The 20,049-nt window shown below is 44.9% G+C and carries 24 protein-coding genes; 15 read left to right on the forward strand and 9 right to left on the reverse strand.

Annotated features, from left to right (window positions below; translation table 11 throughout):
• A partial coding sequence (locus tag A3738_RS15535; RefSeq protein ID WP_156504291.1) for a hypothetical protein occupies nt 1-218 on the reverse strand: 218 nt, incomplete at its 3' end.
• Between the two features lie 154 nt (nt 219-372).
• Here A3738_RS15535 and A3738_RS15540 point away from each other — a divergent pair.
• The 11 genes from A3738_RS15540 to purD all read left to right on the forward strand — a co-directional run bounded on the left by A3738_RS15540 (nt 373) and on the right by purD (nt 10,902).
• Complete coding sequence (locus tag A3738_RS15540) at nt 373-1,458, forward strand: PleD family two-component system response regulator (RefSeq protein WP_068483188.1); 1,086 nt, start codon at nt 373-375, stop codon at nt 1,456-1,458.
• A 120-nt stretch (nt 1,459-1,578) separates the two neighbouring features.
• Nucleotides 1,579-2,016, forward strand: a complete 438-nt coding sequence (gene aroQ, locus A3738_RS15545; RefSeq protein WP_068475024.1) for a type II 3-dehydroquinate dehydratase — start codon at nt 1,579-1,581, stop codon at nt 2,014-2,016.
• Between the two features lie 24 nt (nt 2,017-2,040).
• A complete protein-coding gene (gene accB, locus A3738_RS15550) occupies nt 2,041-2,493 on the forward strand; it encodes an acetyl-CoA carboxylase biotin carboxyl carrier protein (RefSeq protein ID WP_068483392.1) in 453 nt (150 codons plus the stop codon).
• 16 nt (nt 2,494-2,509) lie between these two features.
• On the forward strand, nt 2,510-3,862 hold the full coding sequence (gene accC, locus A3738_RS15555; protein WP_068500062.1) for an acetyl-CoA carboxylase biotin carboxylase subunit: 1,353 nt from the start codon (nt 2,510-2,512) through the stop codon (nt 3,860-3,862).
• 7 nt (nt 3,863-3,869) lie between these two features.
• On the forward strand, nt 3,870-4,766 hold the full coding sequence (gene prmA, locus A3738_RS15560; protein WP_068483386.1) for a 50S ribosomal protein L11 methyltransferase: 897 nt from the start codon (nt 3,870-3,872) through the stop codon (nt 4,764-4,766).
• Between the two features lie 96 nt (nt 4,767-4,862).
• Nucleotides 4,863-5,951: a DUF3426 domain-containing protein gene (locus A3738_RS15565; protein ID WP_068475885.1), complete on the forward strand. Its 1,089-nt coding sequence runs from the start codon at nt 4,863-4,865 to the stop codon at nt 5,949-5,951.
• A 143-nt stretch (nt 5,952-6,094) separates the two neighbouring features.
• Nucleotides 6,095-7,084, forward strand: a complete 990-nt coding sequence (dusB, locus tag A3738_RS15570) for a tRNA dihydrouridine synthase DusB (RefSeq protein ID WP_197468889.1) — start codon at nt 6,095-6,097, stop codon at nt 7,082-7,084.
• An 8-nt stretch (nt 7,085-7,092) separates the two neighbouring features.
• Nucleotides 7,093-7,377: a DNA-binding transcriptional regulator Fis gene (gene fis / locus A3738_RS15575; protein WP_369819810.1), complete on the forward strand. Its 285-nt coding sequence runs from the start codon at nt 7,093-7,095 to the stop codon at nt 7,375-7,377.
• A gap of 72 nt (nt 7,378-7,449) precedes the next feature.
• Complete coding sequence (gene purH / locus A3738_RS15580) at nt 7,450-9,027, forward strand: bifunctional phosphoribosylaminoimidazolecarboxamide formyltransferase/IMP cyclohydrolase (RefSeq protein ID WP_068483383.1); 1,578 nt, start codon at nt 7,450-7,452, stop codon at nt 9,025-9,027.
• Nucleotides 9,028-9,110: 83 nt separating this feature from the next.
• The gene (locus A3738_RS15585; RefSeq protein ID WP_068479481.1) at nt 9,111-9,521 is read left to right on the forward strand and encodes a thioesterase family protein; all 411 of its coding nucleotides are present in this window, start codon (nt 9,111-9,113) and stop codon (nt 9,519-9,521) included.
• Nucleotides 9,522-9,609: 88 nt separating this feature from the next.
• Complete coding sequence (gene purD, locus A3738_RS15590; protein ID WP_068483380.1) at nt 9,610-10,902, forward strand: phosphoribosylamine--glycine ligase; 1,293 nt, start codon at nt 9,610-9,612, stop codon at nt 10,900-10,902.
• 27 nt (nt 10,903-10,929) lie between these two features.
• Here purD and A3738_RS15595 read toward each other — a convergent pair whose 3' ends face one another.
• A complete protein-coding gene (locus tag A3738_RS15595; RefSeq protein WP_068483377.1) occupies nt 10,930-11,976 on the reverse strand; it encodes a 3-deoxy-7-phosphoheptulonate synthase in 1,047 nt (348 codons plus the stop codon).
• 325 nt (nt 11,977-12,301) lie between these two features.
• Between A3738_RS15595 and A3738_RS15605 the strand changes: the two genes are divergently transcribed.
• Nucleotides 12,302-13,111 (forward strand): inositol monophosphatase family protein, encoded by an 810-nt coding sequence (locus tag A3738_RS15605; RefSeq protein WP_068481451.1) that lies wholly within the window; start codon nt 12,302-12,304, stop codon nt 13,109-13,111.
• Nucleotides 13,112-13,118: 7 nt separating this feature from the next.
• Here the strand turns inward: A3738_RS15605 and slmA are convergent, their stop codons facing one another.
• From slmA to queC, 6 genes are read right to left on the reverse strand one after another with little or no spacing between them, the layout of a single operon-like run.
• Nucleotides 13,119-13,715 carry a nucleoid occlusion factor SlmA gene (gene slmA / locus A3738_RS15610; RefSeq protein ID WP_068481448.1) on the reverse strand — a complete coding sequence of 199 codons (597 nt, stop codon included), beginning with the start codon at nt 13,713-13,715 and terminating at the stop codon, nt 13,119-13,121.
• 39 nt (nt 13,716-13,754) lie between these two features.
• A complete protein-coding gene (locus tag A3738_RS15615) occupies nt 13,755-14,543 on the reverse strand; it encodes a thiazole synthase (RefSeq protein WP_068483373.1) in 789 nt (262 codons plus the stop codon).
• 9 nt (nt 14,544-14,552) lie between these two features.
• Nucleotides 14,553-14,753, reverse strand: a complete 201-nt coding sequence (gene thiS / locus A3738_RS31175; protein WP_068479597.1) for a sulfur carrier protein ThiS — start codon at nt 14,751-14,753, stop codon at nt 14,553-14,555.
• A gap of 7 nt (nt 14,754-14,760) precedes the next feature.
• Nucleotides 14,761-15,171: a DUF423 domain-containing protein gene (locus tag A3738_RS15625; RefSeq protein ID WP_068479599.1), complete on the reverse strand. Its 411-nt coding sequence runs from the start codon at nt 15,169-15,171 to the stop codon at nt 14,761-14,763.
• A 35-nt stretch (nt 15,172-15,206) separates the two neighbouring features.
• Nucleotides 15,207-16,010 (reverse strand): symmetrical bis(5'-nucleosyl)-tetraphosphatase, encoded by an 804-nt coding sequence (locus A3738_RS15630; protein WP_068483370.1) that lies wholly within the window; start codon nt 16,008-16,010, stop codon nt 15,207-15,209.
• Nucleotides 16,010-16,666, reverse strand: coding sequence for a 7-cyano-7-deazaguanine synthase QueC (gene queC / locus A3738_RS15635; protein ID WP_068483367.1), 657 nt, complete (start codon nt 16,664-16,666; stop codon nt 16,010-16,012). Before queC ends, A3738_RS15630 begins: the two co-directional genes overlap by 1 nt.
• Nucleotides 16,667-16,838: 172 nt before the next feature.
• On the opposite strand from queC, the gene A3738_RS15640 reads away from it, so the two are divergent.
• The 3 genes from A3738_RS15640 to A3738_RS32045 all read left to right on the forward strand — a co-directional run bounded on the left by A3738_RS15640 (nt 16,839) and on the right by A3738_RS32045 (nt 19,193).
• On the forward strand, nt 16,839-17,333 hold the full coding sequence (locus A3738_RS15640) for an exonuclease domain-containing protein (RefSeq protein WP_197468887.1): 495 nt from the start codon (nt 16,839-16,841) through the stop codon (nt 17,331-17,333).
• Between the two features lie 111 nt (nt 17,334-17,444).
• A complete protein-coding gene (locus A3738_RS15645) occupies nt 17,445-18,773 on the forward strand; it encodes a hypothetical protein (protein WP_068483362.1) in 1,329 nt (442 codons plus the stop codon).
• A 201-nt stretch (nt 18,774-18,974) separates the two neighbouring features.
• Complete coding sequence (locus A3738_RS32045; protein ID WP_231876576.1) at nt 18,975-19,193, forward strand: hypothetical protein; 219 nt, start codon at nt 18,975-18,977, stop codon at nt 19,191-19,193.
• Between the two features lie 61 nt (nt 19,194-19,254).
• On the opposite strand, the gene cyoE is transcribed toward A3738_RS32045, so the two are convergent.
• A partial coding sequence (gene cyoE / locus A3738_RS15655; protein ID WP_068763713.1) for a heme o synthase occupies nt 19,255-20,049 on the reverse strand: 795 nt, incomplete at its 5' end.

Below are 20,049 nucleotides of genomic sequence, written 5' to 3' on the forward strand. Positions count from 1 at the left end.
TCTCGGCCAACACCACTATCTTGCTCATTAATAGATGACAAGCCTATTCCCAAAAATGTCGCTGCTTCTTGCGAATGTTTTGCTAACTGTTCTTGGACGTAATGCTTACTGGCAGAAAAACTGAATATAGCGCTAAGGGCAATCATCGCCACGAACAATAGCCCGACAGAGATAAGAACAAGCTGTTTAAGAGTCCGTTTTTTATTTGTTATTTGCATATCCATCACAGAGTCACACAGACGATTCAGTTCGCAATTTCATATGTTCACGTAGACAGATATGAAATGTGGGCAATAATAACTTCTAGAGACTAACAAATTTTAGAAGCCTAGCAAGACAATTGTTTCATGCTGGGATCAGGTTAATAAAACTATGGCAGAACCCGCACTTCGCGAGCAGTTGAGTAGCTATATCGCGCGAAGAGTCAGCTCGCACGCAGAGGCGGCGGTTGAACTATATGAACAGTGTTCGAAGAATGAATGGCGCAATACAAGCAAAAATCGCACATTGCTGGATACATCAGAAAAACTCAGCAAGTTGTCGAACAAGCTACCCCACAAACCTTTCTCTGAACAAGCACAGAAAATCAGCTCTTTATTGAAGCTCGGTCAAATTGAAGAATGCCCATCACACAAAGCACAAGAGGGCATGAAAGAAGCAATTAGCTTGATAGAAGAACAGCTAAAAATAGAAGTCGAATTACTTCTCGAACCAAACACTACTCAAATCAAGCAAGTGTTACTTGCGGTTAGCTCAAGCAAAAACGAGGCGCTACAAAGCGCCATATTAGGCGATATACCGATACACTCATTTTCGATGGAAAATGTGAATGCTGGAACCTGCACAATTATCGATGTCGATTTTAAAGGAAAAGGCAAAGGCGTCAGTCTCGCCAAGAAAATATTGCAAGCCAATCCGCATAGCAAAGTAATCTTCTTCTCTGATAACAAGATGTCATTTGAAACAAAGCTAAATGCAATTAGAGCTGGCGGCCATTTTTTCATCGATGAAAACTTAACGTCTAAGTCACTAAAAGAAGCTCTTAATACTGCTTTTCATATCGACATTGACCCCAAAACAAGAATTCTGGCGCTTGATGATTCTCCATCTCAATTAAAGCATCTTGAAAATGTGCTAGGAAATGCTGGCTTTATGTGTACAGCGATTAGCCAGCCCGAACTTTTACTCGATGCTATCGAAACGAATCAACCAGACTTGCTTTTACTAGATGTTATTCTCCCCAAGTGCACAGGGGTTGAGCTTGCGAGATTAGTACGCCAGCACACTCAATGGCGCAACATCCCTATTATTTTCCTTTCCGCAGAGGAAGACCCGAACGTACACCTAAACTCTCAAGAGTTAAGCACCACTCCATTTCTCACCAAACCAACTGATCAATCTAAGTTAGTAAATGCTATAAAACAGCAATTATCTGACAAGCAATCTCACGCAAAATAAGCAAAACTAGCCCGTAAATTTGCTAAATTCGCTGCTATCTTGCAGGAATAGTTTGCGAAGTTGCACAGCGAGCACTAGAATTGGCGCATCATTAGCTTTGCTTAAAAAAGAGTGCTCTTCATGCCAACAATTCTTATTCTAAATGGCCCAAATTTAAATCTCCTAGGGAAGCGAGAACCTGAAATATATGGTTCAGAAACACTAGAAGATATTGTTTCCAGAACAAACGCTATTGCAGAACAACATCAAGCAACGATTGAGCACTTCCAAAGCAATGCAGAACACGAGCTAATTGATCGCATTCATGCAGTCAGAAATTCAGACGTAATTGCCATTGTGATCAATCCTGGTGCCTTTACACATACAAGCGTTGCTCTACGTGATGCTCTGTTAGCAAGCGACTTACCGTTTTATGAAGTACATATCTCAAACGTTCATGCACGTGAGAGTTTTCGGCACCATTCCTACTTTTCAGATAAAGCGATTGCCGTTATTTGCGGCTTAGGTACGCACGGTTACGATGCGGCAGTAGAAGCCGCTATTCGCGCATCGCAATAGCAAAGAATTCAAGAGAGTTTATTTATGGATATCCGTAAAATTAAAAAGTTAATCGAGTTAATTGAAGACTCAGATGTCGAGCAACTCGAAATCAAAGAAGGCGAAGAGTCCATCAAGATCACCCGCCGCAACCCAAATGCGCCTGCAGTCGTTGCAAGCCCTGCACCAGTCATTGCTGCGCCAGCTCCTGTAGCTGCAGCTCCAGCGGCACCAGCGAGCACCCCTGAAGAGACGCGAACAGCTCTTCCAAGCATTAACTCGCCAATGGTAGGAACCTTTTATAGAAGCCCTTCTCCTGAGGCGCCTCCATTTGTACAAGTAGGTCAGCAAGTTAAAACTGGCGATGTGCTGTGCATTGTTGAGGCAATGAAAATGATGAACCAAATAGAAGCCGATAGAGATGGAACTATATCAGAAGTATTAGTAGAGAATGGCGCTCCGGTAGAGTTTGACCAACCGCTATTCAGCATCTCATAACGGAAAACTTCACCTTATGCTTAAAAAAGTACTCATCGCAAACCGTGGAGAAATCGCTTTACGGATTTTGCGTGCGTGTAAAGAAATGGGTATCCATAGCGTTGCAGTTCACTCAAAAGTTGATCGCGACCTGATGCACGTTAGGCTTGCCGATGAATCCGTTTGCATTGGCGGAAATCAACCCACGGAAAGCTATCTGAACATTCCAGCGATTATCGCTGCCGCGGAAGTGACTAACGCAGATGCTATTCACCCAGGCTATGGATTCCTTGCTGAAAACTCTGATTTTGCTGAACAAGTTGAGCGCAGTGGTTTTACCTTCATTGGCCCTAGCGCCGATGTTATTCGACTAATGGGTAATAAAGTTTCAGCAATTCAAGCAATGAATCAAGCTGGTGTACCAACGGTTCCAGGCTCTAACGGCCCACTGAGTGACAACACAGCAGACACAATAGCGATCGCAAAATCTATCGGTTTTCCGGTGATGATCAAAGCAGCCTCTGGTGGCGGTGGACGCGGAATGCGCGTTGTCTACGAAGAATCAGAACTAGTTAATTCAATTGCCCTTACCAAGCAAGAGGCAAAAAATGCATTTGGCGATGATACCGTTTACTTAGAAAAATTCCTCGATAGGCCTCGCCATGTGGAGGTCCAAGTACTCGCGGACGGTCAAGGCAAAGCCATTCACCTTGGCGATCGAGACTGCTCTTTGCAGAGACGTCACCAAAAAGTCATTGAAGAAGCACCGGCACCAAATGTCGACGAAACTGCTCGCCAAGAAGTGTTTGATGCCTGCGTTAAAGCATGTATCGATATTAACTACAGAGGCGCAGGTACTTTTGAGTTCTTATATCAAGACGGCAAGTACTATTTCATCGAAATGAATACCCGTATACAGGTAGAACACCCTGTAACGGAAATGATCACCGGCGTGAATCTAGTCAAAGAACAGATGAAGATCGCTGGAGGAAAGTCGCTGACCTACACCCAAGAAGAGATCAAATTTAAAGGCCATGCCTTTGAATGTCGTATTAACGCAGAAGATCCGAAAACATTTATTCCCTGCCCTGGAACGATAAACATGTTTCATGCGCCCGGCGGCATGGGTGTTCGAGTCGACTCACATCTATACAGCGGATATTCCGTTCCACCGTATTACGACTCTCTGATCGCTAAAGTTATCTGCCATAGCGAAGACCGAACATCAGCACTTAATCGCGTACGCAACGCACTTAACGAACTGGTTATCGATGGCATCAAAACAAACGCACCGTTACACCGAGTACTTGCTAACGACGAAGGCTTTATGAATGTTGACTTTAATATTCATTACTTAGAAAAACTCCTTCAGCAAAGATCGGGCGGTTGAACAAGAAATGAACTGGATACAAGTAAAAAGTGAAATTGCCCCGCAACTCATCGAAGCGCTAGAAGAAGGTTTGTTAGCGAGTGGAGCTGTGTCTGTAACGATGCAAGATGGTGCAGACCAACCAATACTCGAGCCGGAGCTCGGCACAATGCCAGTTTGGGACGACACCACTCTCACCGCGCTTTTCGAGCAAGACACCGACATGGAACAAGCCTTAAGCATCGCTAAAGAAGTGTTTCATCATTATCTACCCGATACAGACTTTCCGTCGTTACAAGTCGACATTCTCGAAAATGAAGACTGGACAAGAAAATGGATAGAAAATTTTAAGCCCATATCTTGTGGCAAACGTTTGTGGATATGCCCTAGCTGGTGCGAGCCACCTGAGCCCGACGCAGTAAATCTGATGCTAGACCCGGGTTTAGCATTTGGAACAGGCACGCATCCAACAACATTCTTATGTCTCGAATGGTTAGATGCACAAGATTTAAAAGGCCAAACTGTGATCGATTATGGGTGTGGCTCTGGGATTCTCGGTATCGCAGCGCTACTTCTCGGCGCTTCACGTGTAATTGCTGTCGACAACGATCCTCAAGCACTTATTGCGACGAAAGATAACGCGGAGCGAAATCAATTATCTGCTGACGCTATAGAATGCTACCTACCGGATGATTGTCCAGACATTCATGCAGACGTATTAGTAGCCAATATTCTTGCACAACCACTTTACAGCCTCAGAGAGCATCTTTCGGGACTATGTAAAGCAAATGCGAGCATTGCGCTTTCTGGCATCCTCAGAGAGCAAGCCGAAGATTTATCGCAACATTATGGCACTCACTTTAAAATGCAGGCCGTAAATTACATGGATGACTGGTCGCGCTTGAGCGGAACCAAGAAGGATTAAGATAGTTATAAAAGCTATTACACAGCTTCAGAAAAACGCGCTACACTGCAGATAATAAAGAATTTTTTTACTTTCTGTACAAGGATAAGTTTGCGCATGAGTTCTGAGCAATACACGCGCTGCCCTCACTGTAAGGCAACTTTCGAAGTAAGCGAAAAGCAACTCTCTGCAGCCGCTGGCAAAGTCCGCTGCGGAGCTTGCATGGAAGTATTTGATGCTGTCGCTTACCTAATCCCTCAGAACGGAAATGAAACGCTTAAATCGCAAGATGACACACCAAGCGAAATTCCAACACCAAGCACAGAACACGAATCACATACTCACGAGACCGATGACGAAGAGCTTATCTTTGAAGATTCTGATGACGAGAAAGAGAGCGCAAAGAAACAGTCTTTATTCGATGATTCTCAGCTTAGCGATTCTTTAAAAGAAATTGATAGCTCAGGCGCACACGCATTCTCATCTGAAGCTGCACACCACTCAGAAGTGGCTGATAGCAAAGACGAAGAATGGACAGCCCAGATATTAAAAGACGACACGCCAACGAGGCCTCTTAAGCAAGAACCCAGCTTAGATCTAGAGCCTCAAAAAACATCCCACACTAATGATGAGCTAATAAAACCATCTGCCGACGATGCACCTCAACGCATAGACTTCTATTACGAGGAAGAACAAACCGTTCACAGAGGAAGCTGGTTAAGAAAAAGCGTCATTACACTAGCGTGTCTCGCCTTGACGGCCGTTCTCGCTGCACAGATCGCGTGGTTTCACTATGAACGTCTGGCGCAATATCCTCTAGCAAAACAAGGCTTTCAATTGGCATGTGAAAAACTAGGCTGCAAACTGCCTGAGCTTGTTGATCTTGAAGCCATAAAAAGTAGCAATTTGGTCGTTAGAAGCCACCCTCTCAAGGCAAACACTTTAATCATTGATGTCGTGCTTACTAACACCGCAGACTTTGACCAAGAGTTTCCGCGCCTTGCTATGTATTTTTCGGACATCAACGGCAAAACTATTGCACAACAAATTGTAGAAGCGAAAACATACCTTAATGATGACACTCTTGCTCAGCAGTCTATGCAAAGAGAGAAAGCCATGCACATCTCGCTTGAGGTAGAAGATCCTGGTAAACAAGCAGTGAACTATAAAATTCGTTTCTTCCCTGCCAAGAAGACGAGCGGTTAAACATTTTTAGAACGTTTAGCCGCTCAAATGTCAACCACTCCGCACAAAATATAACCAAAAAAAAGCGCTTGCACCGTCTTTAATCGGACGCAACAGAAGAGTATGATTTGCGTCCTTTTTTGAGCGACACATCGGCAAACGTTTTGGTTAAAATCGGCCCTTACACATTAGCAAATAATTTAGTGCTAGCACCGATGGCCGGTGTCACCGATAGACCTTTTCGTCAATTGTGTCGCCAATATGGTGCGGGACTTGCTGTCTCCGAGATGGTCATCGCAGATCCTAGCTTTTGGAAAACACGCAAATCCAAACATCGCCTTGATCATGAGGGTGAACAAGCGCCAATTTCTGTTCAAATCGCCGGCGGCGACGCTCAGATGCTTGCCGAATCCGCACGACTCAATGCGGAGCAAGGTGCCCAAATTATTGATATCAATATGGGATGCCCTGCAAAGAAAGTGTGTAATAAAGCAGCTGGGTCAGCGTTAATGAAAGATGAAGCACTTGTTAAAGAGATTCTTCATAGCGTAGTGGATGCGGTCGATATTCCAGTCACTCTGAAAATCAGAACAGGCTGGGATACAGGAAATAAGAATGCCCTAACAATCGCTAAAATAGCGCAAGAGGCGGGCATTCAAGCGTTGGCAATACATGGCCGAACTAGAGCTTGCGCATATCGCGGAGAAGCTGAGTACGACACCATAAAACAAGTGAAAGAAAACCTAGCAATTCCGGTGTTTGCTAATGGGGATATTACTTCTCCAGAGAAAGCGAAAGCTGTTCTCGACTACACCGGCGCAGACGGACTTTTAATAGGACGAGCCGCTCAAGGAAAACCTTGGATATTTGAGGAAATAGAGCACTTTTTAAAAACAGGGAAGCATCTTCCGCAGCGAGAGCTTTTGGAGCAACAGGATATTATGTTGCGCCATGTAAGTGCATTGCATTGTTTTTATGGCGACATTATGGGCGTGCGAATTGCCCGAAAACATGTCGCTTGGTATTTTCAAACTCGGATAGATGGTAAAGCGTTCAGAAAGACTTTTAACACTATTGAATCAACACAAGATCAACTTAACGCGATAAGCGAGTATTTTAAGCGATCGAACAACCAAGGAGATGAAGCTGCATGAGTTCTGAGATGCTAGCCGACAACCAAGACATCCAACCATCACAAAACGCCCCATTGCTTGATGGCGGCACAACATTACGTGATGAGGTAGAAAAAGCGCTGAGCAACTATTTTGCTCAACTAGACGGCGCGCCTGTTACAGACGTCTACCAACTCGTACTTTCAGAAGTAGAAGCTCCTCTTCTAGAGCAAGTATTGAAATATACGCGCAACAACCAAACCAAAGCCTCTGTGCTTCTGGGTCTCAACCGAGGCACTCTGCGCAAAAAACTCAAGCAGTACGGTCTACTGTAAACAGCATCAAAACAAGGGCGGGATTTTCTCGCCCTTTTTCGTTTTAAAGACAAGTAAAAAGTGGAAGTAACTATGACAACAAACGCTCGCCCTGTTGCTGTAAAGCGCGCACTAATAAGTGTCTCGGATAAAACAGGCATTGTTGAATTCGCAAAGAACCTAAAAGACCTTGGTGTTGAACTGCTGTCGACCGGCGGTACCTTTAAATTACTTCAAAGCGAAAACATTCCTGTCACAGAGGTTTCAGACTATACAGGCTTTCCTGAAATGATGGATGGTCGCGTAAAAACTCTCCACCCTAAAGTTCATGGTGGAATACTTGGTCGTCGCGGACAAGATGATGAAGTCATGCAGGCACATGATATCGCTGCAATCGATATGGTTGTCGTAAACCTTTACCCATTCGCTGAAACCATCGCGAAACCAGATTGCTCAATGGATGATGCAGTTGAAAATATCGATATTGGCGGACCAACAATGGTTCGTGCAGCAGCGAAAAACCATGCATTCGTCAATATTGTCGTGAATGCTAACGACTACTCTCCCATTATTGAAGAAATGCGTGAAAACGACGGCTGCACATTGTTTGATACGCGATTTGATCTAGCGATCAAAGCATACGAGCACACCGCTTCCTACGACAGTGCGATCGCAAACCATTTCGGTCAACTTGTCTCAGGCGGAACCACAAAACTTCCACGTACAATCAATTTAAATTTCAACAAAGCACAAGATATGCGCTACGGCGAAAACCCGCATCAAGCAAGTGCATTCTACGTTGAAAGCAATATACAAGAAGCCTGTATTTCTAATGCCAAGCAAGTGCAAGGCAAAGAGTTATCATTCAATAACATTGCCGATACAGATGCAGCCCTAGAAACAGTGCGCCTATTCAAAAATCCGGCATGCGTCATTGTCAAACATGCCAACCCTTGTGGCGTGTCAGAGGCAGACAATATTCTTCAAGCATATGAAAATGCCTATGCGACAGACCCAGAGTCAGCGTTTGGTGGCATCATCGCTTTCAACCGCGCTTTGGACGCACAAACTGCGCAAGCAATTGTTGATCGTCAATTTGTCGAAGTGATCATCGCTCCTAGCGCATCAGACGAAGCGGTTGCAGTAATCAGCGCCAAGAAAAATCTTCGTTTACTCGTATGTGGAGAACTCAACACCTCTGCACCAGCAATGGATTATAAGCGCGTCAATGGCGGCATTTTGGTTCAAGAACGTGATTTAGGCATGATCGACTTAGCGCAAGTTAAAATTGTGTCTCGTCGTCAGCCAAGCGAAGAAGAACTCCGCGATGCTCTGTTTACGTGGAAGGTAGCCAAGATGGTTAAATCAAATGCCATCGTGTACGGCAAAGGACTTCAAACCATCGGTGTTGGTGCAGGCCAAATGAGCCGCGTTAACTCTGCTCGTATTGCCGCAATTAAGGCAGAACATGCTGGTTTACAAGTTGCAGGATCGGTCATGGCGTCAGATGCATTCTTCCCGTTTAGAGACGGCATTGATAATGCAGCGGAAGCTGGTGTTGCATGCGTCATACAACCTGGCGGCTCAATGCGTGATGAAGAAGTAATTCAAGCAGCAGACGAGCATGACATGGCGATGATCTTCACCGGCATGAGACACTTTAGACACTAACAAGAAAATATCTGGCACGGGTGCTCTGTTACTAATTTTATTCGCTATAATCCAGAAAATTAGCATTTTATTAGAGTGATCCCGTGTCAGAATATTCACGCTTCAAAGTTAGAGGCTACCATTTAGACCAATATGGTCATACCAACATTGGTGCATACAACACTTTCATGGAAGAAGCCCGCTGGCGTCTTTTTGAAAACTACAATGCAGTAGAGTTCTTCTCTGAGCTCGATCTAGCACTCACCCTCGTTAACTCCGAAGTCAATTATCGTAGACCTTGCTCTCTAGGAGACGCACTAGAAGTTCAAACGAAAGTTATGCGCATCGGAACAACAAGTTGTAAAGTACAACAGTCTATCTTTCTCGATGGCGGCAACACACACGTTGTCGACGCAGAACATACCTTTGTACTGATGGACAAACAAACCCTTAAGTCCTGTAAGATCGAAGGCAAAGCGCGCGAAAAGCTTGAGCAATTAGCACAAGTCTTCTAGCTTTCTTGAACAAACGGTCACGTTTTGATTCAGCCCTGCAACTCCGCTATTCTTTCGCCCCTCGAAACAATGCCACAGGCCTGAAGTCATGAATGTTTTAGTTGTAGGTAGCGGTGGGCGTGAACATGCCCTCGCTTGGAAAATCGCCCAAGACCCATCTGTTCAAACTGTTTTCGTAGCACCCGGCAATGCTGGTACCGCGAACGATACAAAGCTCCAAAATGTGAACATTGACGTTCTAGCATTCAAGGAACTCTCTGACTTTGCTATCGCCAATAAAGTCGAGCTCACGGTAATTGGCCCTGAAGCACCACTTGTAGAGGGTGTCGTTGATCATTTTGAAAACTTAGGGCTCGCTTGCTTTGGCCCAAGTCAAGCCGCAGCACAACTCGAAGGTTCTAAAGCATTCACGAAAGACTTTTTAGCACGCCAGGATATTCCAACAGCCTCATATCAAAATTTTACTGAAGTAGAACCTGCTCTCGCATACTTACAAGAACAAGGTGCACCTATTGTCGTAAAAGCAGACGGACTAGCAGCAGGCAAAGGCGTGATTGTTGCCATGACACTTGAAGAAGCCGAAGCAGCAGTAAAGGACATGCTCTCAGGGAATGCATTTGGAGAAGCCGGCTGTCGCGTTGTCATTGAAGAATTTTTAGAAGGCGAAGAAGCCAGCTTTATCGTGATCGCGGATGGTGAAGACTGCATAGCGATGGCGACAAGCCAAGACCATAAACGTGTTGGAAACGGAGATACAGGCCCTAATACTGGTGGAATGGGAGCTTACTCCCCTGCTCCGGTCGTTACTCCGGAAGTTCACGCGCGTATTATGGATCAGGTCATCAATCCAACCTTAAAAGGCATGGCTGAAGAAGGGAATCGTTACCGCGGTTTTCTTTATGCAGGCCTGATGATATCGCCTGATGGTCAACCAAAAGTGATTGAATTCAATTGCCGTTTTGGCGATCCGGAAACACAACCGATCATGATGAGATTAGCGTCTGAGTTGGCACCACTGTGTAGCGCAGCTATTAACGGAACGCTAGCGGATCAAACGCCTCGTTGGCATGATAAGCCCGCTGTAGGTTTAGTGCTCGCCGCAGGAGGATATCCAGCTGCATACGATAAAGGAATCGCAATATCTGGGTTAACCCTGTCTTCGAGCAAAGAAGAGAAAGTCTTTCACGCAGGTACCAGCTTAAAAGACGGTGAAGTTGTGACCTCGGGCGGTCGCGTTCTATGCGCAACAGCACTCGGAGATAGTGTTTCAGAAGCGGCAAGCAATGCTTACGCACTTGCTAAGACGATCAGTTGGGAAGGCATGTTTTATCGCGACGACATCGCATACCGTGCCATTGCTCGTGAAAAGCAACAGAGCTAATGGCAAATACTCAGTTATAGCAGTTAGCTATAGCTGAGTATAAATTTTCTCAATCAATGCATCCGTTTCATCCCAACCGATGCAGGCATCCGTAACCGACTGCCCATAATTCATTGTGTCACTAATATTCTGACGACCTTCGACTAAATGGCTCTCGAGCATAAGGCCTTTAATCACATCACACCCTGCAGTTTTTTGAGCAAGAATATTTTCAACTACTTTCGATTGAAGTGCGTGATCCTTGCCGGAGTTTTCATGACTACAATCGACCAATACACTTGGTATTAAACCAGCCTCAGTCATCATTTTCTTCGCCTGGGCTAAATGCACCGCATCATAGTTTGGCCCGTGTTTTCCGCCACGCAGTACCAATTGACCATACGGATTACCGACCGAACGCATACGATTAATTTGTCCATCTTGGCACATCGAGAAGAAACTATGAGGGTTAGCCGCCGAAATTAATGCATTAATGGCAACATCTAATCCTCCATCGGTACCATTCTTAAACCCGACTGAACACGGTAAAGCACTCGCCATTTCTCTATGTGTTTGAGACTCAGTTGTTCGAGCGCCAATTGCTACCCATGAAATCAAATCATCCAAGTAAGGCATCGCTAGAGGATTTAAGGCTTCAGTCGCCAGAGGCACACCAAGCTCAACCAAGCGTAACAACAAACTTCTGCTTGCCTCTAAACCTGCGCCTAAGTCATCGGAGCCATCCATATCTGGATCGTACAACATCCCTTTCCAACCAACACTTGTTCGTGGTTTTTCAAGATAGGCACGCATAACGATAAGTAGCTTATCGCTGAACTTTTCGTTTAATGCGACAAGACGCTCGGCATACTCAATTGCAGATTGATCACAATGCAATGAACATGGACCTGTTATCACTAACAAGCGATTATCTGCCCCTGTCACGATATCCTGCACCTGTTGACGTTGCTTAAAAATCTGATCAGACAACGCATCATTCAAAGGAAGACATTCCTTCAAAGCTTTTGGGCTGATTAAAGGGGTCAGTATCGCTACCGCTTCTTCATTGCTCGATTGGGCTTGAACTTGGCTCATTGTTGTTTTCCTTCTAAAAAAAAACCTCGGGGGGCTGCGCCTACCGAGGTTTCTTCTTCGGAGGCGCTTAGATGGCCTCCCTATAATGCTTAGTTAGCTGGGCACGACCATAGCTTGGTGATAACCAAAATAAAAGCTAAAGTGCCACGCAGCAGAAGATGCCGGATAAGTCATTCGGTTGTTTTGAGGTCGAGTTTGCTTCAAATTCATCTTCATAGTGGGATCAAACTTAACCTCGATTTCATGATTTGTAAACAGCCAGACCTTTATTTCCTGGATATCGGGCTTATATCGTGAACATTCGCGCACAAAAAAAGAGAACAGCATGTCAGATCTATACCAATCCGCCTTTCAACTCAGTAAAAAAGTCGCGCTCGAAGCAGGACAACTGATTAAACAATTACGCGAGGAAGGTTCTCTTGATCATCAATATAAAGATCAACATGAACTCGTGACCAATGCTGATCTTGCCGCGGATAAACTAATTGTTGAGCGCATTAAAGAAGTGTTTCCAGATCATCGTTTTTTGACTGAGGAAACCTGCACAGACAAATCACTCGGGCATGATTTAAGCAGTCCAATTTGGATCATCGACCCCATAGATGGAACCGTCAACTATGCCCACGGACAGCAGATGGTCGCAGTCAGTATTGCATTTGCTTGCGATGGAGATGTGCAATGCGGGGTCGTATACAACCCGTTCCTAGATGAAATGTTTTGCGGATTAAAGGGTGCCGGCGCAACTCTCAACGAAGAGGCTATAAGCATAAGTGGCCAACAAAATTTTCGTAAAGCAGTCTTTGCAACGGGCTTCCCCTATGACAAAAGCACGCTTCCTCCGATACTCGAACGCGTGACCATTATGCTCGAAAAATGCCAAGACTTACGTCGTTTAGGCAGTGCTGCCTTAGATATTTGTTGGGTTGCGTGCGGCCGCCATGATTTTTACTTTGAATCTTTAAGCCCATGGGACTTTGCCGCGGCACGTGTCATTGCTATAGAAGCAGGCGCACGTTGCGGCCATTTCAGTGAAGTTCCAGCTCATATTCCTGCGGCCATTTATGATCAGAACTTATTGATAAGTTCGCCCGCACTCTTCGATCAAGCACGAGCGCTTCTCGCCCCAACAACCTAAATTATGGCTATTGAAATAAGCCACTCGCTAAGATCGGCCAATGACTCACCCAATGCGCCGTTGGCTTAACTTTGAACTCACTACGAACAAATTGGTGAACGCGCCCTTCAACATTGACCAACAACAAGTTTGCGCTAGCCGCTGAACTAAGACGTCTGGTCAAACCCTCTTGGGCCTCACCTTCTTTGATAATTTGCTTGAGTTCTGTTTCTAAGCGTTGAAAAAACTGCTCGGCGCGATTCCGAACTTTTTCGTTCTCTCCCGCTAATGCATCACCAGCAAGAATGCGACACATTCCTTGATTCTTTTCAGCAAAAGCAAGCACCAAAGTTAGTATCTTCTGCAGCTTGTCTAAACAGCCTTGCCCCTCAGCCTTAATACGCGTCACACGGCTAAACACAGTCTCTTCGATAAACTCAATAAGGCCTTCATACATTTTCGCCTTACTCGGGAAGTGCCTGTAAAGCGCAGCCTCGGTAACCCCGACTTCAACCGCGAGCTTTGCAGTGGTGATACGCTCCCCTAAATTGTCCTCAAGCATACTGGCTAGTACTTGAAGGATTTGCTCTTTTCTACTCACTTTTTGTTTTTTTTCCGGGGCCATTGTGGCTATCTACCCTCGTTATTTTAATTAAACTCAACCTTAAATTAGGCCTTCAAGAGGGGAAGATGCAGAAGCGTATAGTTTACGAGGCATCCGACCCGCTAAGTATGCAGCGCGACCACTTTCAACCGCCAATTTCATTGCGTGCGCCATCATCACAGGATCTTTAGCTGCTGCAATGGCAGTATTCATCAACACGCCATCACAACCAAGTTCCATCGCTATCGCTGCATCCGAAGCCGTACCAACGCCCGCATCAACTAAAATGGGCACATTCGCATTCTCAAGAATCATATGAATATTGTGCGGATTGCGAATCCCGAGCCCACTACCAATGGGGGCACCTAGTGGCATCACCGCCACACAACCAATCTCTTCTAGCTCTTTAGCGATCAAAGGATCATCTGTTGTGTAGACCATGACCTTAAAGCCATCTTTGACCAAGGTCTTTGCCGCCGACAATGTTTCGACCACATTTGGGTAAAGCGTCTTCTGATCGCCAAGCACCTCAAGCTTCACTAGATCATGTCCATCAAGAAGCTCACGCGCTAATCTGCAAGTCCGTACGGCATCTTCCGCGTTATAGCAGCCAGCCGTATTGGGAAGGATCGTATATTTCTCAGGAGATATAACTTCTAATAGATTGGGTTCATCAGGATTCTGGCCGATATTCGTTCTTCGAACCGCTACCGTAACGATCTCTGCGCCACTTGCTTCGATTGCAATACGTGTTTCTTCAAGGTCTTTATACTTTCCTGTTCCTACCAACAAACGACTTCCGTAACGTTTGCCAGCAACCTCCAGAACACCCGTATCTATTTGATTCATTGTCACTGATTAACCCCCACCAATTGCTTGCACCACTTCAACGATGTCACCCGTACTTAACGTCGTGTGTTCATGTTCAGTTTTAGGCACAATTTCTTTATTCAACTCTATGGCGTAACGTTTTCCAACTAACGACATGGCTTTCGCGATATCTTGAAGTGTTGCGTTATCATCACATTGGAAAGCTTCACCATTCAGCATAATTTCCATTAAAGAATCACTCTCCGAGTTTCTTAGTCTTCATCCGATACATTGCATAAGCCGCAACAAGCCAAGAAGCTATCAACAAAACGCCACCAACTGGCGTTACCATGCCCCAAGATCTTACTCCCGAAACAGCCAATACATATAAACTTCCGCTAAATAGACATACACCAGCGATCATTAATGCCGATGCTCTTTGCAGCGCTTTCCCAGCAAGCGAGTCAGACGTCTGCGTCAACAAAAGCGCCAACACCATAAGCCCAAGCGAATGATTAAACTGATACTCAACACCAGTTTGAAACACTTCTAACATGCGTTCACTTAATCTGGACTTTAAAGCATGTGCGGCAAACGCACCTAAAGCTACAGACAAACCTGCTGACAGAAAGCTAATCGCTAGCAAAGTTGATGAAAGACGATTCATGTTTCGTTGTAATTCTTATCCGTATTTGGCTTACTTCAAGCCTCGACACTGACACGCTCAAACGTATCGATATTTAATGCAGTTAGACTGCCACCCCAGACACAGCCTGTATCAATCGCTTGAAACTGTCGGCTTCCAGTATGCCCCTCTAGCGCAGCCCAATGACCAAAAATTGTTACCCACTTATGCGTAACTGGGTATGCAAACCAAGGTTTAAAATCATGAGGTGTTTTATCGACACCTTCTTTTACTGAAAAATCTAAACGACCATTTTGATCAACAAAGCGCATGCGCGTTAAGTAGTTTGTAATCACCCTCAGTCGGGTTTGCCCTGTAAGAGTTCTATCCCAAACATCAGGGTCGTTGCCATACATTTCACTGAAGTAAGAGCTCAAGGCTTTCTTATCATTGCCAGCTAATATTTCATGCACTTCTTGGGCGTATTTTCTTGCTTTTTTTACTTTCCAAATATGCGGCAAGCCAGCATGACTCATGAAAAGCTTTTTATCGTCGTCTACTTGTACAAGGGGCTGTTTGCGCAACCATTCCATTAAATCGTCACAGTCATTAGCCTCAAATATCTCGCGCAAAGTATCTTTTCGCTTTAGTAAGTGCTCACTATAGTAACAAGCTAAAAGATGTAAGTCATGGTTCCCTAAAACAATTCTCGCTTCGAGGTCTCTCGCCAATCGCAAACAGGATAGGGAGTCAGGCCCTCTATTGACGAGATCCCCGGCCAGCCATAACTCATCGCGCGAAGGACTATACGCAAGCTTATCTAATAAAGCCTGAAACTGAATGTAGCAGCCTTGTAGATCCCCCATTGCATATCTAGTCATTACTCATAACTCAATGGGTCAATCGCATTATTAAGTTCAAAAGCTTCCAAACGTTCTTGGCATGCGCCACATTTTCCACACGCTTTCTCTTTGCCTTTGTAGCAAGTCCAAGTCTTGCCATAGTCCAAATCATATTTGAGGCCTTGCGCTAAAATCTCTCCTTTAGACGAGTTAAGAAACGGCGCAACAATCTCGACTGGCTCATAATTAGCAATACGCGCCACATCTGCCATTTTTTGGACAAACTCAGGACGACAATCAGGATAAATCGCATGATCACCACTATGCGCACCGTAGTAAACAAAACCGGCACCGATTGATACTGCATAACCGACAGCGAGAGAAATCATGATCATGTTCCGATTCGGCACCATGGTAGATTTCATACTCTCTTCTTCATAATGCCCGTCAGGAATTTCAATATCATCTGTGAGTGAAGATCCGAGTAATAATTGATGGATAGCCGTGATGTCGACGATTTTGTGAGGGATAGCTAACTCATCACACACCTTTTGCGCGTAATGCAGCTCTTTTGAATGTTTTTGCCCATAATTAAACGAAACCGCATAAACTTGTTTACCCGTCCTTACTGCGTCATGGAGAACGGTAAACGAATCCATTCCACCAGAATAAATCACGACAATTTTATCACTCATAGTTCACTCCTTATTGCTCGGTCTGCATTCTAGCTTGTGAATATTGTTCCGCAATCAAAACTTACTATACCGATGCGTTCACTTCGCAGTTTTCGAATATATCTTCTACGATCAATTGCGAGCATGTTAAACACTGGCTACCATAGCAAAAGTTTTTTAAGCGCAGCCCATTATGACAGCAGTTAATCCTATATTTATCGACTTTGAGGCCTCCAGCCTTGATCTTATTGCGAGCTACCCAATTGAAGTGGGCATTTGCATGCCTAACGGTGACACTCACTCATGGCTCATTAAGCCTCATGTACTTTGGAAGGATTGGTCTGGCAAAGCGGCTAAGATTCATGGGATCAGTCGAGATGAGCTCGAAAAAAACGGACAAGACTGCGATCAAGTAGCGCAAGAACTCAATGAGCTCTTAGGTGATCACTTTGTTTATTGTGACGCGTGGACCTTTGATAGCTTTTGGCTTCACCGCTTGTTTAAAGCTTCAGGGATCAAACACAGCTTTCAAATTGAATCTATTAGCGCCTTGCTTGATGCAGACCAAGTTTCGAAGTGGCAAGACGTCCATAACCAAGCCATCAATGACATGGATTTATTACGTCATCGCGCATCAAATGATGCACTGATCTTACACGAGACCTTCAAGCGTTTGATTCAGAGCTGATCTAGCGCACATTTCAATTCAAATATCACCCATCACACGCAGAATATGCGTGTATAAGATGGTACACTCGCGCAGTCTTTAAAATCTAAATGAAGTGCGTGAGTACCCTATATGCAACAAGTCTTTAAGCTGAGTGCAACACTCTGTTCAGCTTTATTGTTAAGCGCCTGTGATCCAGCGTTCCAAACTACTGCTCAAAAATGTGCCGAAGGGCAAGCTCTAGATATTGCTTTTCCAGTTCCTAGAGCAGACCGCTATAAAGTCGATGCCAATACTGACCCCAACGCATACCAACTCTATTTAAACACCGCAATCAATACGATGTTCGCCGATCCAATGGAAACATTAACTGCGGAAGAGAGCGATGCACTGACTGAAATAAAAAGACTCGTTAATGAATTTCTCAATTACGAAGACGATGGTTCAGTAGTCACGAGCGCAACCAACCAACTCGATTTCTTTGAGCAATTAGTACTTACCGAAGCGGCATTTGATAGCATTCGTCAGAGAGTGAAACAAGCCACGATTGATGATGATGACTTTTGTACATTCACGAACCGCAATATTCGTTTTATCGACAGTGACGATCCAGAACTCAAGGAAATTGGTTTTGGCGAAGTCACAATTGAATACAGTCCGTTTACGCAACTCGTGAGACAGTCTGTCATTTTCGACACCAGCGAAACCTTACTCGATGACATCCAGACACGTGACCGCGCGCAATACAGCGGATTCTTCCAAGTAAAAGGAAGCGACTACGATGCCGTCAACTACATCAAACCAGAAGTTCGACAAGCGATCGTCAACCACCCTGACGATGACAAAGAATTTGCTAGATTTTCATTTGATGAAGCGACCGATACAGAACTGAGTCAACTATTGATCGATTATCAGAATGACTACTGTGATACCGATCCAACGACCGTCGCTGACGAAAATAACGTGTCATCGACAACCTATGATGATTGTGCTGTAGGCATTCCAACACGAGTTCCATCCACTGTGCCTGAAGTGGCAGCAGAGTGTGGCGCGTCAGAAAATAATAAGTTCTCCGACTATAGTTTTGATCTAAACAGCACACACACGGGACTGCGTCGTTTGCGTGTTGAGGTAGATCTTAGAGACATGTTTAAAGGAGAGGTCCGCATTTACGGCTCTACCTATAACGAAGCGATCTATGCTTCCGATGGCACAACGGTTATTGAGAACCCAACGGATTGCGAGAAACAAGCTGTACTCGATGCTTTAGCTTTGATCGATCCAGATAAAACGGCGGCAGAAGGCGTGCGCTTAACATTTGTGCCTGACACCAATTACGACATCACCTACCAAACCGATGCTGACGGCCAACCGGTTCTTGATGAAAACGGTTTACAAATTATCGATAGCGAACCAACCCCACTATATACATATCAGGGCACGGCATCCGCCATCCCATAATCATCTAACGCAATGCTTCTTCTGGCCTCTGCTATAGTTAATCTAGCGAGGCCAAGGCTAACTAAGAGGAAGAATTCCGTGTCGACCCCATCCATTGCCCATACCATTAATGAATTCATGAGCTTTAGTGAGTTACTAGATGACGCTTACTGAGAAGCCTCATCGATCACAGACAAAGACTTCATTTACGATATACACAGCATGTTCTTGTTAGAGATTGGCGAACTTAATAAGCTCAGCATACAAGACCATCACTACCCCTATGAATTTATCACTGAAGGAATTCGTCGCATCGTGCCGAAGGTAGAGGAGCTAGAACAACGTTTAAGCAACTTAATTCCGAGAACAAAAACGCTCATAGATATGCGCGACATCCTGTCGAATATTTTGGTAATCCTGGAAGCTCAAAACGAGTTTTAGAGGAATCTTTGGTGGAGGACAGAGATGGCAATGAAACCCTCGGCCCTCCACACAAACCAAATTACATGGCGACCATCATTGGCCATGTATAGTGATCAACTAATAACGCAACAAACAACAGCATCAAATAAGTGATCGAGAATTTAAAAGTATTGATCGCATCATGCTTATGATGATTTCGAATCATGCGCACAGACCACTGAATAAAGCGCAAGCCAAGTAACACTGCAGAAACTAAATAAATCTCTCCGCACATACCCGTCAAGTACGGAAGAATAGTTACTAACAACAAGATCACGCTGTATAGCAAAATGTGCAACTTAGTGTATGACTCTCCATGCGTGACTGGGAGCATAGGTATGCCAACCTGTGCATATTCTTCTTTTCTATGAATCGCTAAGGCCCAAAAATGCGGGGGCGTCCACGCGAAGATAATGAGCACGAGCAATAAGGCATGAGGATCCAAATAACCTGTTGAAGCAGTCCAACCTAACAGAGGAGGCGCAGCGCCTGCCAAACCACCAATCACAATATTCTGGGGAGTAGCACGCTTGAGATACATCGTATAAATTAATGCATAGCCGATTAATGAAGCTAAGGTTAACCAGGCCGTCAGGGCATTCACCCAGACCATTAATACCAGCATCCCGATGCTGCCAATTAATGCCGCAAAGATAAGTGCAGATGCACTATCTACTTTCCCCTGCACGATCGGGCGTTTCTTGGTACGCGACATGTGCACGTCAATGCGTTGATCAACGACATGATTGATTGCCGCAGCGGATCCCGCCATCAACGCAATCCCTAGATTACCCAATATAAGAGCTTCCCACGATGGCAAGCTATATGTCGCTAG

Source organism: Oleiphilus sp. HI0066 (genome assembly GCF_001635725.1).